Source organism: Lysobacter enzymogenes (assembly GCF_023617245.1).
Classification (GTDB): domain Bacteria; phylum Pseudomonadota; class Gammaproteobacteria; order Xanthomonadales; family Xanthomonadaceae; genus Lysobacter; species Lysobacter yananisis.
Genome location: NZ_CP067396.1, coordinates 2,715,882 through 2,734,794 on the forward strand (window position 1 = coordinate 2,715,882; position 18,913 = coordinate 2,734,794).

General features: G+C 69.6%; 14 protein-coding genes and 1 pseudogene. 9 read left to right on the plus strand and 6 right to left on the minus strand.

The window, feature by feature from the left end:
• The first annotated feature begins 125 nt into the window (after positions 1-125).
• Positions 126-923, plus strand: a complete 798-nt coding sequence (locus JHW41_RS11515; protein ID WP_250449985.1) for an amidohydrolase — start codon at positions 126-128, stop codon at positions 921-923.
• A gap of 234 nt (positions 924-1,157) precedes the next feature.
• Here JHW41_RS11515 and JHW41_RS11520 read toward each other — a convergent pair whose 3' ends face one another.
• Together JHW41_RS11520 and JHW41_RS11525 are read right to left on the minus strand one after the other, a co-directional pair.
• Positions 1,158-2,312, minus strand: coding sequence for an NAD(P)/FAD-dependent oxidoreductase (locus tag JHW41_RS11520; protein WP_250449987.1), 1,155 nt, complete (start codon positions 2,310-2,312; stop codon positions 1,158-1,160).
• A 243-nt stretch (positions 2,313-2,555) separates the two neighbouring features.
• The gene (locus JHW41_RS11525) at positions 2,556-3,161 is read right to left on the minus strand and encodes a TetR/AcrR family transcriptional regulator (protein ID WP_250449989.1); all 606 of its coding nucleotides are present in this window, start codon (positions 3,159-3,161) and stop codon (positions 2,556-2,558) included.
• A 109-nt stretch (positions 3,162-3,270) separates the two neighbouring features.
• Between JHW41_RS11525 and JHW41_RS11530 the strand changes: the two genes are divergently transcribed.
• Positions 3,271-3,738 carry a DUF1348 family protein gene (locus JHW41_RS11530; RefSeq protein ID WP_250449991.1) on the plus strand — a complete coding sequence of 156 codons (468 nt, stop codon included), beginning with the start codon at positions 3,271-3,273 and terminating at the stop codon, positions 3,736-3,738.
• A 293-nt stretch (positions 3,739-4,031) separates the two neighbouring features.
• On the opposite strand, the gene JHW41_RS11535 is transcribed toward JHW41_RS11530, so the two are convergent.
• The 4 genes and pseudogenes from JHW41_RS11535 to JHW41_RS11550 all read right to left on the minus strand — a co-directional run bounded on the left by JHW41_RS11535 (position 4,032) and on the right by JHW41_RS11550 (position 9,240).
• Positions 4,032-5,219, minus strand: coding sequence for a serine hydrolase domain-containing protein (locus JHW41_RS11535; protein ID WP_250449993.1), 1,188 nt, complete (start codon positions 5,217-5,219; stop codon positions 4,032-4,034).
• A 247-nt stretch (positions 5,220-5,466) separates the two neighbouring features.
• On the minus strand, positions 5,467-7,107 hold the full coding sequence (locus JHW41_RS11540; RefSeq protein ID WP_250449995.1) for a pseudouridine synthase: 1,641 nt from the start codon (positions 7,105-7,107) through the stop codon (positions 5,467-5,469).
• Positions 7,100-8,156, minus strand: a pseudogene (scpB, locus tag JHW41_RS11545) (SMC-Scp complex subunit ScpB). Before scpB ends, JHW41_RS11540 begins: the two are co-directional and overlap by 8 nt.
• A gap of 130 nt (positions 8,157-8,286) precedes the next feature.
• Positions 8,287-9,240 carry a segregation and condensation protein A gene (locus tag JHW41_RS11550; protein WP_250449997.1) on the minus strand — a complete coding sequence of 318 codons (954 nt, stop codon included), beginning with the start codon at positions 9,238-9,240 and terminating at the stop codon, positions 8,287-8,289.
• A 625-nt stretch (positions 9,241-9,865) separates the two neighbouring features.
• Here JHW41_RS11550 and JHW41_RS11555 point away from each other — a divergent pair.
• The 7 genes from JHW41_RS11555 (at position 9,866) to JHW41_RS11585 (ending at position 18,885) form a co-directional block, all read left to right on the plus strand.
• A complete protein-coding gene (locus JHW41_RS11555) occupies positions 9,866-10,420 on the plus strand; it encodes a hypothetical protein (RefSeq protein WP_250449999.1) in 555 nt (184 codons plus the stop codon).
• Between the two features lie 83 nt (positions 10,421-10,503).
• Entirely contained in the window at positions 10,504-11,850 is a 1,347-nt protein-coding gene (locus tag JHW41_RS11560; protein WP_250450001.1) for a peptidoglycan-binding domain-containing protein, read from the plus strand.
• 151 nt (positions 11,851-12,001) lie between these two features.
• Positions 12,002-12,301: a YciI family protein gene (locus JHW41_RS11565; protein ID WP_057947812.1), complete on the plus strand. Its 300-nt coding sequence runs from the start codon at positions 12,002-12,004 to the stop codon at positions 12,299-12,301.
• A 2-nt stretch (positions 12,302-12,303) separates the two neighbouring features.
• Positions 12,304-12,579, plus strand: a complete 276-nt coding sequence (locus JHW41_RS11570; RefSeq protein ID WP_078996358.1) for a BolA family protein — start codon at positions 12,304-12,306, stop codon at positions 12,577-12,579.
• A 236-nt stretch (positions 12,580-12,815) separates the two neighbouring features.
• Complete coding sequence (locus tag JHW41_RS11575; protein ID WP_250450003.1) at positions 12,816-13,934, plus strand: LacI family DNA-binding transcriptional regulator; 1,119 nt, start codon at positions 12,816-12,818, stop codon at positions 13,932-13,934.
• A gap of 243 nt (positions 13,935-14,177) precedes the next feature.
• Positions 14,178-17,102, plus strand: a complete 2,925-nt coding sequence (locus tag JHW41_RS11580) for a TonB-dependent receptor (protein WP_428995539.1) — start codon at positions 14,178-14,180, stop codon at positions 17,100-17,102.
• Positions 17,103-17,214: 112 nt separating this feature from the next.
• On the plus strand, positions 17,215-18,885 hold the full coding sequence (locus tag JHW41_RS11585) for a glucoamylase family protein (protein ID WP_250450028.1): 1,671 nt from the start codon (positions 17,215-17,217) through the stop codon (positions 18,883-18,885).
• Positions 18,886-18,913: the final 28 nt, after the last annotated feature.

The following is an 18,913-nucleotide window of genomic DNA, read 5'->3' on the forward strand; positions in this document are numbered from 1 at the left end:
CATTCGCATATGACTACCGGTTCTGGGAATAGGGCGCCGGCGCACGGCATTCCCGGCGCGGGTCGCGCGCCAACGACGCGGCGGCGGGTCATAATGCCGGCAGCACGCACGCCCGGCCGACTCCCATGAACGATCTGCGCATCACCCTGATCCAAGGCGCCACGCGCTGGCACGATCCCGCCGCCAACCGCGAGTACTACGGCGAGTTGATCGGCCAGGCCCAGGGCATCACCGACCTGGTGCTGCTGCCGGAAACCTTCACCAGCGGCTTCAGCAACGAGGCGATCGGCAACGCCGAGACCATGGACGGGCCGACCGTGGCCTGGATCCGCGAGCAGGCCGCGCGCCTGAACGCCGCGGTCTGCGGCAGCGTGCAACTGCGCACCGACGACGGCGTGTTCAACCGCCTGCTGTTCGCCACGCCCGACGGCGCGCTGCGGACCTACGACAAGCGCCACCTGTTCCGCTACGCCAAGGAGCACGAGCGCTACGCCGCCGGCCGCGAGCGGTTGAGCGTGGAATGGAAGGGCTGGCGGATCTGTCCGCTGGTCTGCTACGACCTGCGCTTCCCGGTGTTCTCGCGCAACCGCTACGACGTCGAGCGCCCCGGCGCGCCCGACTACGACCTGCTGCTGTACGTCGCCAACTGGCCGTCGGCGCGCGCCTATCCGTGGAAGACCCTGCTGCGCGCGCGCGCGATCGAGAACCTGTGCTATGTCGCCGGCCTCAACCGGGTCGGCACCGACGGCAACGGCCTGCACTACGCCGGCGACAGCGCCGTGATCGATTTCCTCGGCCATCCGGTCAGCGAATGCACCGACGAGGAGGTGGTGGTCACCACGACCCTGCAGGCGGCGGAACTGGCCGCGCACCGCGCGCGGTTCCCGGCGATGCTGGACGGCGATCGGTTCGAACTGGCCTGAGCCGTCGCGGGCGGTGCCGTGCAGGCTGTTGCGGCCTGTGCGCATGCGCACCCGCCTGCGCGCGAAGTCTCCCTACCGTCATTCCGGCGAAAGCCGGAACCCATTTTGATCTTGCTTCAAAGCTGCCCGCAGAACAGAGCGCGGCAATAAATCAAAATGGGTTCCGGCTTTCGCCGGAATGACGGTCTTGAGGTTTCGCGCCCCCCGATCCGCGAAGCAAGCGCGTCCGAAACTTCAATAGTGCTCCGACGCGCGCGAGCGCGCCGCGTCCGCCTGGATCTCTTCCTCGCTGAGCCCGCGCTTGTGGAAATACACCTGCTCGGCCGCCCAGCGCAGCGGCGTGGAGTTCAGCAGCAGGTCGAACGGCCAGTCGAACTGGAAACGGTCGAAGGCCCAGCGCAGCGCGCGCTTGCGGCGGAAGCGCGGGGCCGCTTCTTCGGCGATGGATTCCGGCGCCGGGCCGACGCCGCGCGCGTGCAGCGCGATGGCCTGGCCGAGGGTCTCGCCGTGCGCCCACGCCGAATGGATGCCGCCGGCGGTGACCGGCGAGACGATGCCGGCGGCGTCGCCGGTCAGCATCGCGCCGTCGCGCGCCAGCGGGAACACCGGGCCGCCGCAGGGGATCAGTCCGGCGCGGGTGGCGGCCGGCTGCAGGTCCGGGGCGAGGCCGACCGCGTCGCGCACCCGCGCCAGGAAGCCGTCGATGTCTGGCACGCGCGCGCGCTCGGAGTCGTGGCGCAGCGCCAGGCCGGCCTGCACGCCGGTCGGGTTCTGCGCGACCCAACCGATGTAGCCCGGCGCGTAGCGCTTGCTGACGAAGCAGTGCAGGGCGCCGGATTCGGGCAGCGACGCGCCGGGGAATTCGTACTCGATCCCGTACAGGAACTCGTGCGTGCGGCCCAGTCCGGTGCGCTCGGCCACGCGCGATTTGGCGCCGTCGGCGCCGACCAGGAAGCGCGCGCGGCCGACGCCCTCGATGCGCCAGCCTTCGCCGTCGCGCTCGGCCTGGGTGAACGAGGCGCCCAGGCGCAGGTCGACGCCGTGGCGCTGCAGTTCCTGCGCCAGCCAACGCATCAGCCGCGGCGTGTCGGTGGTGAGGAAGTAATAGCCGGGCGCGCTCAGCGCCATGCTGCGCAGGTTCGGCGAATACAGGCGCACGCGCTCGACCCGGTGCACGCAACTGTCCGGCGCGCGGCTGAGCCAGGTCTGCTCGGCCGCTTCCTTGACCACGATACCGGTGGTGCGCAGCTTGTCGCCCGGATCGCGCTTGCGTTCCAGCACCACCACGCGCAGGCCGGCGCGCGCGGCCGCCAACGCGCAGGCGGCGCCGGCGAAACTGGCGCCGACCACGACTAGGTCGCAATCGAAACGGGCGGTATCGGTGAGCATGGCGCGGACCTCGGTAGGGGTTGCGCCGCAGTGTGTCGGCCGAAGACGAAGCGCGTATGGAGCGTGTGTGAAGTGGCAACGAGGGTCACGCGCAAAGCGCTTACGCGGTCGGATGAATGCGCGAAAGGGCGTTTTTCGGCAGGTCGTGGCGACGCCTGCGGCGAGGCGGTGTGCGCACGATCGCGCATGGCTTCCCGCGCTGGCGATCGCGATGGGCGCGGGCAGGGGCGCCGCGCGCGCGGCTCAGCGCGGCTTCTTCGCCATCGTCGCCGCCACCATGCAACGCAGCGCGTCCAGCGCATCCGACGCATCGCCATCGCAGGCCGCGCGCACGATCGCGCCATCGACCGCCACTGCGAGCGCGCGCGCGCGGGTCTCGCCCGCGGGCCCCGCCGGCAGCAGCGCGGCGATGCGCGCCTGCATCGCGCGCTTGTGCGCGCGCGCTCTCTCGATCGCCTGCGGCAGCGCCGGCCCGAGTTCGGCCACGGCGTTGATGAAGGCGCAGCCGCGGAACTGTGGATGCGCGAACCATTCGGCCAGCGCAGGCGGCAAGGCCGTCGCGTCGTCGCCGAAGCGGCGCAGGGCGGCGTCGAACCACGCCATCCAGCGTTCGTGGCGATAGTCCAGGAACGCGAGGATCAACTCGTTCTTGCTCGGGTAGTGCCGGTACAGCGTCACCTTGGTCACGCCCGACTCGGCGATGACCCGGTCGATGCCGGTGGCGCGGATGCCTTCGAGATAGAACAGGTCGTGCGCGGTCTGCAGGATGCGCTCGCGCGCGCTTTGCGGCGCCGCGGCGGCGCGGCGGGTGTTGTGGGCGTTGTGGGTGGCGGCGGCGCGAGCAGGCATGGACCGATGGTAGACCGGTTCGTCTACGCGCGCCATCGATGTAGACAGATTCGTCTACATGGCGTAGCGTGGATGTAGACAAGTCTGTCTACTTTGCTCAGGAGCCCCCATGGAACCGCGTCCGCCGCTGCCCCCGTTCACCCGCGACACCGCCGCGCACAAGGTGCGCCTGGCCGAGGACGCCTGGAACTCGCGCGATCCCGAGCGCGTCGCCCAGGCTTATAGCGTCGACACCCATTGGCGCAATCGCGCCGAATTCGTCGAGGGCCGCGAGGCGGCGGCCGCGTTCCTGCGACGCAAGTGGAGCCGCGAGCTGGAGTACCGCCTGATCAAGGAACTGTGGGCGCACGACGGCCACCGCATCGCCGTGCGCTTCGCCTACGAATGGCGCGACGATTCGGGGCAGTGGTACCGCAGCTACGGCAACGAGAACTGGGAATTCGCCGACGACGGCCGCATGGCGCGGCGCATCGCCAGCATCAACGACCGGCCCATCGCCGCCAGCGAGCGCAAGTTCCACTGGCCGCAAGACCGGCGCCCGGACGATCATCCGGGCTTGAGCGAACTGGGCTTGTAATCAGCCCCACCCTCTGTAGGCGCGGCGCGAGCCGCGACCGCGGGGTGGCGGGTCGCGCCGCGACCTTGAGCAAGCGCTCGTCGCCGCATCGGCTGCGGGCAGCTGTCGTCGTAGGCGCCTTGGCGCGGTCGCGGCTTGCGCCGCTCCTACAGGGAGCGGCCGTCGGATGCGGACGATCCGATCGCAAACGCCCATGTCCCCGCGAGGGCGGGGCTAACCGCGAGCGCGGGGCGAGGCCTCGCAGTGTCGAACTCGTCGGCAGGCGCCGGTCGCGGCGACGGCGCCGCTGAGCCTCAGGCGTCCAGCCCGGCGTACACCGCATCGCGCAGGTCGAGGGTGAACTGTCCGCTCATCCCCTCCAGCGCGGTGTTGGTCAGCGCGACCACGCTCAAACCGCGTTGCGGGTCGATGAACCAGGAATGCCCGTACACGCCGCCCCAGGCGAAGGTGCCGCGCGATTGCGGGGTGGCGGCGGCGACGGGATCGACCAGCACCGCGGCGCCGTAGCCGTAGCCCCAGCCCGGGTCCAGGCCTTCGATCGGGGCCGGGGTGTGCGGCTGCAGCATCGAGGCCGCCGACTCGGGCGCCAGCAGTTCGCCGCCGCCGCGGCGCAGCGCTTCCAGCAGCTTGAGCACGTCGCCGGCGCTGCCGGCCATGCCGGCGCCGCCGGAGGGGTAGGAGGCGGTTTTCTCGATCCGGCCCGGGGCGTAGCGCAGGACGCCGTCGAAGAACGCCAGTTCGCTGCCGTCGTGGATGCGCAGCGGGCGGCGCGAGCCGTCGGCGGCGACGCCGTCGCTGTAATGCGCGGCCAGGCGCTTGTAGTCGGCGACCTGGAAGCCGGTGTCGGCCATCGCCAGCGGCGCGGCGATCAGTTCCTGCACCAGTTGCGGCAGCGGCGTGCCGGTGGCGCGCGCCAGCGCCTCGCCGAGCACGTCCAGGCCGAGCGAGTACTTGAAGCCGGTATCGGGCGCGAAGCGCAGCCGGGTCGCGCCGAGGCGGCGCAGGTTTTCCTCGATGTCCAGGCCGGGCTGGTCGAAGCCGTCGGACACCGCGTGGGCGTCGTAGTCGCTGCCGGCGGCTTCGCCGAAGCGGTAGCTCAGGCCGGAGCGGTGGGCGAGCAACTGGCGCAGCGAGATCTCCGGCGCGCTGCCGTCGGCGAGTTGCGGCCGGAACTGCGGCAGCCAGCGCGTCACCGGCGCGTCCAGGTCGATCCGGCCCTGTTCGGCCAGCTTGAGCGCGACGGCGGCGACGAAGGGCTTGGTCACCGAGGCCAGCAGGAAGATCGTGTCCTCGCGCATCAGCCGGTCGGACTCGCGGTCGGCCTGGCCGGCGGCGCGGCGGTACACCGGTTCGCCGTCGCGCGCGACCAGCACCACCGCGCCGACCAGGCGGCGTTCGGCCAGGGCGCGGTCGAGCGCGTCGTCGACGCGGTCGCGCAAGGACAGGGCCGCGGCGGGCACGGCGGAGGCGGGAAGGTTCATGACGGGCACTCCTGCGCAGGGACGCTACGAAAATGGCAGGAATTGTGCATTGCACAAGTGACCGTGGCGAAACACTGCGGTGTCGCGCAACGGATTGTGCGCGGCCGGGCATCGGCGCAGGGATTCGACGTTGTTTGCCGATGTTGCCGGCTTGTTTGCCGGCGTTGTCTGGCATCTGTTGGCTACGGAAACGACGAAGGGCGCTCGCGCGCCCTTCGTCGGTCACTTCGACGGTGTCTGCGCGCGCTTAGCCGCGCGGACCGCGGCCGCCGCCGGGACGGCCACCGCCGCGCGGGCCGCCCGGACGCGGCGCGCCGCCGGGACGGGCATTGCCGCCCGGGCGGGCGTTGCCGCCGCCCGGACGCGCGCCGGCGCGACCGGCGCCCGGCGGCTTGCCGCCGCTAGGACGGGCGTTGCCGCGCGCGGGGCGCTCGCCGCCGTAGGGGTTGAAGCCGCCCGGGTTGGCGTGGTCGGAGGGGAAGCTCGGGGCGTTGCCCGGGTGGCCGTAGGGTCGCGCCGCGCGCTGGCCCTGACCCTGGCTGCGGCCGCCGTTGCCGGCAGCGCCACCGCCACCGCCGTAGGGGCTGTTGCCGCCGCCCGCGCCGCCGAAGCCGGCGCCGCCCTGCGAACGGCCGCGGCCGCCGGCGCGCGCACCGGCGCCCGCGGGCTTGCCGCCGCCGCCCTTCTTGCCGCGGCCGTCGGGGTTGCGGTGGCCGCTGGGGCCGGTCTCGACGCCCTCGGGCACGTACCAGGTGCGGAACGCCGCCGGATTGCCCTCGGGCAGCGGCTTGACGCCCTTGTCCTTGCGGGTCTTGAACGGCTTGTTGGATTGCTTGGCCGCGGCTTCGCCGCTGACCGTGAGGCCGCCGTGCTTGCGCGGGCCGCCGCGCCCGCGGCCGCCGCGGTCTTCGCGCACATGGTCGAAGCGGCGCAGCTCGCGGCCTTCGTCGGCGGTGTTGTGGCCGCCGACGTAGCCGTGGGCGCGCTCGCCGCCGGACAGGTGCACGGTCGACTTGGCCGCCTTGCGCTGGCCGATCACCGGCTGCAGGGTCAGCGCCGAGGGCTGGCCGTCTTCCAGGCCCAGCTCCTTGCGCAGCGCCTCGACCTTGTCGCCGGCCAGTTCCTGCGAATGCCCGCGCAGCAGTTCGCGCGGCAGCGCCACGCCGCCGTAGCGGATGCGCTTGAGCCGGCTGACCTGGCAGCCCTGCGATTCCCACAGGCGGCGCACTTCGCGGTTGCGGCCTTCCTTGACCACGACCCGGAACCAGTCGTGCGAATCGGTGCCGCCGATGCGTTCGATCTCGTCGAACTTGGCCGGGCCGTCCTCCAGCGACACGCCGCGGGCGAGGCGGTCGACCAGGTTGTCCGGCACGGTCTCCTCGCCCTCGGGAGCGCGCACGCGGCAGACGTACTCGCGCTCGACCTCGAAGGAGGGGTGCATCAGCGCATTGGCCAGCTCGCCGTCGGTGGTCAGCAGCAGCAGGCCGGTGGTGTTGATGTCGAGGCGGCCGATCGCGATCCAGCGCGCGCCCTTCAGCGCGGGCAGCGAATCGAAGATGGTCGGGCGGCCTTCGGGGTCTTCGCGGGTGGTGACTTCGCCTTCGGGCTTGTTGTACATCAGCACGCGCGAGGGCTCGGTCAGGGCGCTGGCGACGAAGCTGCGGCCGTCCAGTTCGATCTTGTCGCCGCCCTTGATGCTGACGCCGACCTGGGCGACATCCCCATTGACCTTGACCAGGCCATCGGCGATGCGCTGCTCCAGGGCGCGGCGCGAGCCCAGGCCCGCTTGCGCGAGCACTTTGTGCAGGCGTTCTTCCAGGCGCGGCGCTTCGGCCGCGGCGTCGCTGGCGCGCTTCAGGGAAAGCTTGCGACGGGTTTCTTCAGTCATTTGTCTTGCTCCGGCCGGTCGTCTTCGGACTCGGCCTCAAGTTGCGGAACGTGCTCGTTAAGAGCGTCGGTCGTCGTCTCGACGGCGGGTTCGCTTTGTTCGTGTTCGTTCGCGTCCGCCGCGCGCTCGCCCGGCGCGGCTTCGGGGTCGTCCGACAGGACGGTGTGTTCGGGGTCTTCGTCCGTCGCCGCGGCGGGCGCGTCGGCGGACTGGGATTCGGGTTCGGCCTCGGCGGCGGGTTCGCCGTCGCGGGCCTGGGAATCGGCGGCGGGCGCTTGGGCCTCGTCGCCGGGTTCGGATTCGGACTGAGATTCGGAGCCGGCGTTCGTGTCGGCTTCGTCGTTGGCGGGCGCGTCGGTTGCGGCCTTGTCGGCGGCCTCGTCGTCAGCGTCGGCGCTCGCGCCGGCTTCGTCGTTGGCCGCCGCGTCGGCGCCGTCGCCGGCCGCCGCGGCGCTGTCGCCGTCGGCGCTCACGCCGGCCGGGATCGGCGCGCCGTCCAGCGGCAGCTGCGGCTCCAGTTCGCCGATTTCCTTGAGTTCGGACAGCGGCGGCAGGTCGTCCAGGCGCTTGAGGCCGAAGTAGTCGAGGAAAGCCTTGGTGGTGCCGAACAGGGCCGGCTTGCCGGGCACGTCGCGATGGCCGACCACGCGGATCCACTCGCGCTCTTCCAGCGCCTTGATGATGTTGCTGCTGACCGCCACGCCGCGGACCTGCTCGATCTCGCCGCGGGTGATCGGCTGGCGGTAGGCGATCAGGGCCAGGGTTTCCAGGGTGGCGCGGGTGTAGCGGGTCTGGCGCTCGGTCCACAGCCGCGCGACCCAGGCGTGGACGTCGGCCTTGACCTGGAAACGGAAGCCGGAGGCGACCTCGACCAGCTCCACGCCGCGCTCGGCGCAGCCCTCGCGCAGCGCCTGCAGCGCGCTCTCCACGCTGTCGGGCGGCGGCGGCTGGTCCTCCGGGAACAGCGCGTGCAACTGCGCCAGCGACAACGGCTGGTTGGCCGCGAGCAGGGCGGCTTCGACGATGCGGGTGATCAGCGGTTGGTCCATTACAGCCTGGATTCGCGATTCGGGAACGGGGATGGGGCGAGGCCGCGGGCGGCCGGGCGGGGCGGGTGCAGCGGTCGGGGCAGGCGCGCCGGCGTGCGGGTCCGCGACGCGGACGGGCCGGCGCGCCGGTTCACGCCGGGTCTTCGTCGTTGGCGGCCGAGTCGAACTCGCTGCTGAGCTCGATCTCGTCCGGGTCCTTCATCAGCGCCAGCGACTTGGCGTAGATCGGCGCCAGCGGCGCGTCCTGGACGATCTCGACCAGCTGCTCCTTGGCCAGGGTCAGCAGGCCGAGGAAGGTCACCACCGCGCCAAGACGGCCTTCCTCGACCGTGAACAGCGATTCGAAACGGTAGAACGCGCCGTCGGACATGCGCGCGAGCAGCTCGCCCATGCGCTGGCGCACGCTCAGCGCGTCGCGCTTGATCGCGTGCTGGGTGTACAGCTCGGCGCGCTTGAACACGTCGTGCAGGGCCAGCAGCAGTTCCTTCAGCTCCACCGGCGGCGGCAGCCGCACCGCCGCGCGGTCGGGGACGAAGGCCTGCACCGGCGCGGTGTCGCGGTCCTGGCGGGGCAGGGCGTCGATGTCCTCGGCCGCCTTCTTGTAGCGCTCATACTCCTGCAGCCGGCGGACCAGCTCGGCGCGCGGGTCCTCTTCCTCGCCTTCCTCGTTGACCGCGCGCGGCAGCAGCATGCGCGACTTGATCTCGGCCAGCATCGCGGCCATGACCAGGTAGTCGGCGGCCAGCTCGAAACGCATCTCGTGCATGGCCTGGATGTATTCGACGTACTGGCGGGTGATGTCCGCCACCGGGATGTCGAGGATGTCGAGGTTCTGCCGGCGGATCAGGTACAGCAGCAGGTCCAGCGGGCCTTCGAACGCTTCCAGGATGACTTCCAGCGCGTCCGGCGGGATGTACAGGTCCTGGGGGATCTGCAGCACCGGCTGACCATGCACCACCGCCAGCGGCATCTCCTGCTGCTGCGGCGCGGTCGGGCCTGGAACCTGGCCTGGTTGGGGCCCGGCGACGGATTCGGCGGTGGAGTCCGCGGCGGATTCGTCGGCGGGCGCGGCTTGGTTGGTCATCGGAAACCGGCCCCTCCGGGCCGTGGGCACAGCTTGTTGCGACGATGCGCGCGGCACGGGGCTGCGCCGGGACCGACGCCGGGCTGCGGGGAAGACCCCTGCGGCCGGACGAAACGTCCCTACGGGTGCTACGGACCACTCAAAAAGGTGTGCGCTGCTGGCCCGAACAAGTCCGGCCTGCGCGCCGGTCGGAACCTGGCGGGCGGGGGCTGAGGAGGCTTGCGGGCGCGGGCCGGAGGACTGCGGCGATGCACGCGTACCGGCGCACGAGAGGTGCGGGGGAGTACGAGGGCGAACGTGGCGACGGGCGTGGGGTTCCGGTCGCGACGGGGTTTGCTGCATCCGGCCTGACGGCAATCGGGGTTTAGGGTAAGGGCTGGGGGCGATGGTGTCCAGCGCCGGCATGAACGCTGCGCCGCCCGACGGGGCCGCTGCCGGCCGGCCGTCTGCCATGGCGCGGCGCGTTCTAGTGCAAATGATCGACTCGACGGCGCCAAGCTGATTCGGAAAATGTGCAGGGCGGGCAGGTGGTTTATGCTCTGCATGCGCAGGCCCGTTGGGGGACGGCATGCGGCTAGACTCGCGGTATCGCGCGCGTTTCGCGCAGCTTTTGGGGAACCACAGGATGAAATCAGCAAGGATCGCGGCCCTCGCCTTGGCCGTGGCATTGGCCGCATGCAGCAAGCCGGCACCCGCGCCGCCCGCGCCCGCGGCGGCCGCCCCCGCGCCTGCGCCCGCCGCCAGCCCGGCGGCCGCGCCCGCCGCCGCGCGCCCGGCCCTGCCCGAAGGCGCCTGCGCCAAGACCGAGGACGGCTTCGCCAGCTTCCTGGAGGCCTTCATCGCCGAGCCGGACAAGCGCGCCGCGTACACCTCGCCGGACTTCGCGCTGCACGACATCAAGGCCCCGGACCAGCCGATCGCGCACCAGACCGGGCCGACCGAGCCGTTCCGGATCGCCCTGGTCGACTACCAGTGGTCCTATTTCGAGCCCGGCAAGCCCGACGGCGAGCTGGCCCGGATCAAGCTCGACCGCAAGCTCGAAGGCGACCGCATGCGCCTGGATTTTGCCAAGGCCGAGTTCTCGCCCGACGATGAAGTGGTCAAGACCTTGGGTCCGCCCGAGGCGTACGTGTTCCAACACCAACAAGGGTGCTGGCAGCTGACCCTGCAGCTGCGCTGACCAGCGCGCCCGCGACACCGACGCGGGTCCGGCCCCATCACCCTGCGCGCGAGCGCAACGAAACATCGACATGGAGAAGTGCGATGCCCAATTACAAGATCGTCGAATCGGTCGGCAGCAAGGTCCAGAACGTCCACGACTTCGAAGACATCGATCGCCACCACCCCAGCCGCGGCAATGAAAAGGGCCGCGTCTACGGCACGGTCAACGGCGAGCGCGAGGAGCTGCTCGGCAACTACAACGGACGCGCCACCGTCACCCGCGACGGCGACCATTTCGTGTCCAAGGACTTCGTCCTGCAGGCCGGCGGCTCGGCCTCGGTCAAAGTGCCGGCGGTGGCCAACGGCTACATCGGCAAGATCGATCCGGCCAACGGCATCGTCCAGATCTACGACAAGCCGGCCAACGACCCCAGCCGCGAGATGATCGCCCAGTACCGCCACCTGGACCTGCGCAACACCAACCTGCGCGAAGGCCAGAAGATCGAGTACGGCGAGTCGGTCGGCATCCAGGGCGGCTTCAACAAGGGCAACCCGAACGCCTTCGGCAAGCACGTCCACCTCGACATCAACACCAGCTACCTGCCGCAGGCCGACCGCTACATCCGCGACATGGACAGCGGCGCGATCACCACCGACAAGCGTCCGCCGCATTCGGAAAACCTGACCGGCAACGCCAAGGTCAGCGACGTCTCGGGCAAGGGCAGCATCGTGCACAACCCCGGCACCAACGCCGGCAACGCGCACAACCACGACCACAAGCCCGGCGACAAGCACGACGCCCCGGCGATGGCCGACGGCGTGCTGCGCAAGGACGAGCACGGTCCGGAAGTGAAGGCGATGCAGGAGCGGCTCAACGCGCTGGGCTACCGCGACGCCGAGGGCAAGGCGCTGGTCGCCGACGGCAAGTTCGGCGACCGCACCAAGCACGCGGTGGAGCAGTTCCAGAAGGACCACCCGGGCCTGACCGTGGACGGCATCGCCGGCCCCAACACCCTGCGCGAGCTCAAGACCGCGCAGCCGCGCCACGACGCCAACGCCGGCCCGCTGCTGTCGGACCCGGCCCACCGCGACAACGCCATGTACCAGCAGGCGGTGACCGGGCTGGAGAAGCTCGGCGGCTTCAAGAACCACCAGGAGCTCGAGCGCGCCGCGGCCACGCTGACCTACGACGCGCGCGTGACCGGCCTGACCAGCATCGACAACGTCGCCCGCAACGCCAACGGCACCGGTTTCTTCGCGGTGCAGGGCGAGCTCAACGATCCCAGCCACAAGCGCGCGTACGTCGACGCCAACCAGGCGGTCAACCAGAGCGTCGAGCAGTCGACCCAGCGCCTGCAGCAGGACGTGCCGCAGTCGGCCAAGCAGCAGGAGCAGAGCCAGCAGCAGGAGCAGCAGCGCAACCAGCAGGTTCCGGCCAAGGTCGCCTGATCGCCGCGGCGGTTCGCATTACCGGCAGCCCGCATCTTCGGATGCGGGCTGTTTCGTTTGCGCGCCCGTAACGCCGCGTCGCGCAATGCCGCCGCGGCGCGGGCGGCCGCTACAATGCGCGCTCTCCCACGCCGCTGTGCCGAGGTTCGCCATGTGGTATCTGATCGAAGGTTACGACGTCGCCGACGCGCTGCCCAAGCGCGGCCCGGCGCGGCCCGCGCACCTGCAGCGCCTGCACGATCTGCGCGACCAGGGCCGCCTGTTGCTGGCCGGGCCGTGTCCGGCGATCGACGCCGAGGACCCGGGTCCGGCCGGTTTCAGCGGCAGCGTGATCGTGGCCGAGTTCGAATCGCTGGACGCCGCGCGCGCCTGGGCCGACGCCGATCCGTACGTCGAAGCCGGCGTGTACGCGCGGGTCGACGTGCGGCCGTTCCGCAAGGTGCTGCCGTGAGCCTGCCGCGCGAGCAGCGGGTCGCGGCGATCCGCGCCGCGATCGAGGCGGCCTTGGCGCCGACCGCGCTGGAAATCGAGGACGAGAGCCACCGCCACGCCGGCCACGCCGGCGCCCAGGACGGCCGCGGCCATTTCCGCGTCGCCGTGGTCAGCGCCGCGTTCGCCGGCCTGAACCCGATCGCGCGCCATCGCGCCGTCTATGCCGCGGTCGGCGAACTGATGACCACCGACATCCATGCGTTGTCGATCAGCGCCAAGACGCCGGGAGAGGCTTGAGGAAACAGCGAAGAGGAGTGAGGAGTGAGCGAAAGCCGCACTGCTCTTGCTCACTCCTCACTCCTCTCCGCTCACTTCTCGGCTCTTGGCCTGCGCTGCAGCGCAACATGGATCCGCCGGGGATTGCGCGGTTTTCGGGCCGCTAGCCGGTTTTCATAACAAGCGCTTTACACTCGTTCCTGAAAACGTTTACAGTCGTCGCAGTTTCCAGCCGCGAGGGGCGGTCGAGGACTGTGGTGAGCGTGACGATCAAAGATGTCGCCCGCGCGGCCCAAGTGTCAGTGGCGACAGTATCGCGGACCTTGAACGGCCATGGCAACGTCGCCGAGGACGTGCGCCGGCGCGTATTGGCCGTGGCCAACGACCTGCGCTACACGCCGCACGCGGCGGCGCGCAGCCTCAGCAGCCGCCGCACCCAGACCCTGGGCGTGGTGTTGCCGGACCTGCACGGCGAGTTCTTCTCCGAACTGGTGCGCGGCGTCGACCAGGTCGCGCGCGAGCATCGCCTGCACCTGCTGGTGTCGAGTTACCACGGCCAGCCCGAGGAACAGGTTTCGGCGCTGCGGGCGATGCGCGGCCGCGTCGACGGCCTGCTGGTGATGTCGCCGTATGCGGCCGCACAGGTGTCGATCGCCGAGGAACTGTCGGCGACCCTGCCGACGGTGCTGATCAACGCCCAGGACGCCAGCGCCGACACGCCGTCGCTCAACGTCGACAACTACGGCGGCGCCCAGGCGATGGTCGAATATCTGGTCGGGGCGGGGCATCGCCGCATCGCCTTCATCGCCGGGCCGGACGACAACTTCGACGCCAACGAGCGCCTGCGCGGCTATCGCGAAGCGCTGGCGCGGCTGCTGCCGGGCGCGCGCGAATGGGTGCTGCCGGGCCGCTTCGACGAAGCCTCCGGCCACGCCGCCGGCAGCGCGCTGCTGGCCGCCGACGAACGTCCCGACGCGGTGTTCGCGGCCAACGACATGATGGCGCTGGGCTGCCTGTTCGGGCTGGTCCAGGGAGGCATGCGGGTGCCCGGCGACATCGCCGTGACCGGCTTCGACGACATCCCGCTGGCGCGCTACGTCCACCCGGCGCTAACGACCATGCGGGTCAATATCGCCGAGTTGGGCGCGCGCGCGGCGCGGATGCTGCTGGCCCGGCTCAATCCCGAACCGGCCGCGGCGGATGCGGCGGCGGCCCATGCCAACCCGGCCCAGGCGGCTGGGACAGACGAGGACCCGACACCCGCCGACAGAGCGGGCGACAACGATTCCAACCCGGAAAAACCGCGGCAAAGCGAGCCGCTGCGGCCTGAATTGATCGTGCGCGAATCGGGACTTCGCCGGGGGGGCGGCGCCTGATCCGGGCGAAAAAAATTTGGCCGCGCGTGTAAGCGATTACAACGAATGCCGCTTCGTCAACGCTGCACTGCAGTCACGTGCTCCTTGGAGGGAGGAACGCAGATGAACCACGACAACGACACGCAAGGCCGACATCCACGGTCGCAACTCGACCGGCCCCAATACGTACGGACCGCGCTTGCTCCGTCCCGATTCGCGCCCGGCCGCAGCCTGCTCGCGTGCGCGCTCGCCAGCTGCCTGGCGATGGCCGCGCCGGCGGCGCTGGCGCAAAGCACCGCCGCGACCATCCGCGGCGTGGTCAGCGGCAACGCCGGTCCTTCGGCCAACGCCAGCGTGAGCGCGACCAACCTGGCCAGCGGCCTGGTGCGCAAGGTCCAGACCGGCAGCGACGGCAACTACACCCTGGCCGGCCTGCCGCCGGGCAACTACCGCATCGACGTCGACGCCGACGGCCAGACCAATACCCGCAACGTCACCGTCGCCGTCGGCCAGTCGGCGACCTTGAATCTGTCCACCGGCGGCGTCGCCGAGACCGCGCCGGCGGGCGAGGCCACCGACCTGGACAAGATCACGGTGACCTCGACCGCGCTGGTGGAAAACAAGACCTCGGAAATCGCCACCTACGTCAGCAACAAGCAGATCGCCGCGCTGCCGCAGGGCTCGCGCAACTTCCTCGCCTTCGCCGACATCGTGCCGGGCGTGCAGTTCACCACCGGCACCGAAGGCTCGACCAAGCTGCGCAGCGGCGCCCAGCTCAGCAACGGCATCAACGTCTACGTCGACGGCGTCGGCCAGAAGGACTACGTGCTCAAGGGCGGCATCACCGGGCAGGACTCCAGCCGCGGCAATCCGTTCCCGCAGTTGGGCATCGCCGAGTACAAGGTGATCACCTCCAACTACAAGGCCGAGTACGACCAGCTCAGCAGCGCCGCGATCACCGCGGTGACCAAGTCCGGCGGCAACGATTTCCACGGCAGCTTCTTCTGGGACTACACCTCCGACCAGTGGGCGTCGAAGACCCCGCGCGAGGAAAAGGGCGAGGTGCCCAAGGCGCAGCAGAAGGAAGAGCAGTACGGCGCGTCGTTCAGCGGCCCGCTGATCCAGGACAAGCTGCACTTCTTCGTGACCTACGAGGCCAAGGAGTACAGCTCGCCGCGCACCATCATCCCCGGCCGCAACTTCCGCATCGATCAGTTGCCGGCGCAGTTCCAGGAAATGACCCGGCAGTCGCCGAGCGCGCCGTTCAAGGAAGACCTGTATTTCGGCAAGATCGACTGGACCCCGGGCGACAACCACCTGATCGAGTTCACCGCCAAGTACCGCAAGGAAGACGAACTGACCGGCATCGGCGGCGCGCGCCTGCCCGAATACGGCACGCTCAAGGCCGGCGAGGAGACCCGCCTGGACCTGCGCTACCAGTACAGCGCGGAGAACTGGCTCAACGACGCCCACCTCACCTTCGAGGACGTCAGCTTCGGCCCGCGTCCGGCGACGCTGTTGAACGGCTACCAGCTGCGCGTGCCCAAGCAGGGCCAGGAGTCCCGCAACAACCCCGACATGGAAGAGGTGCTGTTCTTCGGCGGCGGCGGCGACTTCCAGGACAAGGGCCAGAAGGGCTACGGGCTGCAGAACGACTTCACCTGGAGCGGCTGGACCGGGCATACGGTCAAGGCCGGCTTCAAGTACAAAGTCGTCGACATCAACGCGATGGAGAAGCAGCCGTACTCGCCGCAGTTCCGCTACGACATCCGCGATTTCGCCACGCCTTACGAGGTGGTGTTCTCCGGCACCGCCGGCGATTTCCCGCCGGAAGTGAAGTCGCGCAACAAGCAGTTCGGCATCTACCTGCAGGACGACTGGGAGGTCAACGAGCACCTGACCTTGAACCTGGGCCTGCGCTGGGACTACGAGCAGACCCCGAGCTACGAGGACTACCGCACCCCGGCCAACCTGGTCGCGGCGCTGCGCGGCTGGTCCAACATCAACAACGCCAACGTCGATTACGACTACAACGACTACATCAGCAACGGCAACAACCGCAAGGCGTTCAAGGACGGCTGGCAGCCGCGGCTGGGCTTCTCCTACGATTTGAACGGCGACGAGCGCCACGTGATCTTCGGCGGCGCCGGGCGGTCGTACAACCGCAACCAGTTCGACTACCTGTCGTACGAGCGTTACCGCCTGGCGTTCCAGCAGGTGACCTACCAGTTCAACTCGCCGAACCACAGCTGCACGGTCACGCCGAACGGCAACTGCTTCAATTTCGATCCGAGCTTCTTCGATCCTGAGACCCTGGCCGCGCTGTCGCGGCAGCGGCCGAACGCGGGCTCGGAGGTGTTCCTGCTCAACAACGACCTCAAGACGCCGTATTCGGATCAGTTCAGCCTCGGCATGCGCAACGCGTTCGAGCTGTTCGGCCAGGAGTGGAACTCCTCGGCGACCGCGGTCTACGTGCACAGCAAGGACGGCATCCTGTTCTCGCTCGGCAACCGCCGTCCGGACGGCACGTTCTTCCCGCCCGGGGTCAGCTTCGGCAGCGCGCCGTTCGGCGACACCCTGCCGGGCTTCGGCAAGTTCTTCCTCGGCAACAACGCGGTCGAGACCAAGACCAAGCAGTTGTTGCTGTCGCTGGAAAAACCCTTCACCCAGGAGTCGGGCTGGGGCGTGAGCTTCGCCTACACCTTTACCGACGCCAAGGAGAACCGCAACAACTCCGACATCTTCACGTTCGACTATCCGAACCTGGACCGCGTCGGATTCACCCGCGCTTTGGGCATCTCCAGGCATCGTTTCGTCGCGACCGGGATCATGGACTTCTACGGCATGACCCTGTCGGGCAAGCTGACCTTGGCCAGCCCGGAAGCGGAAGAGTCGACCAACTGCGTCGTCTACGGCTCGAACGCCTGTTTCTTCGATCCGTACACGCCGGACGATACGATCGGCTTCAAGCAGTTCGATCTGGCGCTGCAGAAGGAGTGGGACACCGGCGCCGGCTTCAAGCTGTGGGCGCGCGGCGACGTGCTCAACGTGTTCAACTGGCGCAACTACATCGACTACGACACCTACCGCGGCGTGGTCGGCGCGCCCAATCCGAAGCTGGGCGAGCGGCGCGACAACATTTCGTTGCCGACCCGCATGTTCAAGCTGTCGATGGGCTTCAACTGGTAAACCTCGCGCCGGCCGCCCGGGTTCGGGCGGCCGGTCGCGCGGAACGCGGACGCGCAGGACGCGGCGAGGTTCGCGACGACGTATCCACCAAGACACAGGGGTCTTCGGTTTCATGCAACTGGCGAAAACGACAACGCGCGCGGTTTCCTTCACGCTCCTGGGCACGTTGCTGCTCGCATTGTCCGCTTGCAAGAAACCCGAGACGCAATCGCAGACCCAGCCCATCGTCAGTCCCGGGCCGGTCGTGGTCGAGCCGCTCAAGCAGGAGCGGCTGGAGCTGCCGCCGCTGTTCCGCGACATCGAGAAGCGCACGTTCCAGTTCTTTTGGGACACCAGCAACGAGCGCAACGGCCTGACGCCCGACCGCTATCCCTCGCGCCCGTTCGCCTCGATCGCCTCGGTCGGCTTCGCCCTGACCGCCTATCCGATCGGGATCGAGCGCGGTTGGGTCAGCCGCACCCAGGCGGTCGACCGCACCCTGACCACGCTGAAGTTCCTGCGCGACCTGCCGACCGGGCCGCAGGCCAGCGGCAAGGGCAGCTACAAGGGGTTCTACTACCACTTCCTCGACATGCAGAAGGGCGAGCGTTACGACAGCTGGGTCGAGCTGTCGAGCGTGGATACCGGCTTGTTGATGATGGGCGTGCTGTTCGCCCAGTCCTATTACGACCGCGACGACGCGCGCGAGAAGGAAATCCGCGAGATCGCCGACACCCTTTACAAGCGCGTGGACTGGCAGTGGCTGCAGCAGAACAAGCCGCTGATCTCGATGGGCTGGTTCCCCGAGTCGGGCTTCATCAAGCACGACTGGATGGGCTACAACGAGGCCATGCTGCTGTACGTGCTGGCGCTGGGCTCGCCGAGCCATCCGGTCGAGCCGGAGGCCTGGACGGTGTGGACGCGCACCTACAACGATGTCTGGGGCGTGTACCAGGGCGAGGAGTTCCTGGCCTTCGGCCCGTTGTTCGGCCACCAGTACAGCCACGTCTGGATCGACTTCCGCGGCATCCAGGACGACTACATGCGCGAGCGCGGCATCGATTATTTCGAGAACAGCCGCCGCGCCGCGTATGCCCAGCGCGCCTACGCCATCGCCAATCCGATGAAGTGGAAGGATTACGGCCCCGAGCTGTGGGGCCTGACAGCGAGCGACGGCCCGCAGCAGACCTTGCAGGAATACCGCGGCGAGCAGCGCCAGTTCCGCCATTACTCGGCGCGCGGCGCCGGCCTGCGCGAGAACTTCGACGACGGCACCATCGCCCCGACCGCGGCGATCGCCTCGCTGCCGTTCGCGCCGGAGATCGTGATCCCGACCACGCTGTCGATGCACGAGCGCTACGGCGAGTACATCTATTCCAGCTACGGCTTCCTGGATTCGTTCAACCCCAGCTTCAACTACGACATCCCGCTCAAGACCGGGCGGCTGGTGCCGAACCAGGGCTGGGTGTCGAGCGACTACATCGGCATCGACCAGGGGCCGATCCTGACCATGATCTCGAACTACCGCAACGAATTCGTCTGGAACGTGATGAAGCGCAACGCCTACATCCGCACCGGGCTGGAGCGCGCGGGCTTCAAGGGCGGCTGGCTGGCGCCGGCGCAGGATGCGGGCAAGGGCAAGGACGGCAAGGACGGCGGCAAGGACGCGAACAAGGCCGAGGACGCCAAGCCGGCGGCCAAGCCCGACGGCCCGATCGATCCGGCCACCGCGCGCGCGCTCGGCGAGGCCGAATCGCGCGCCGGCCGCACGCCGCCGAAGCCGGCGTCGAAGCAGCCGGATTGACGGCGTGGGCCTGAGCGCGCGCGCGCAG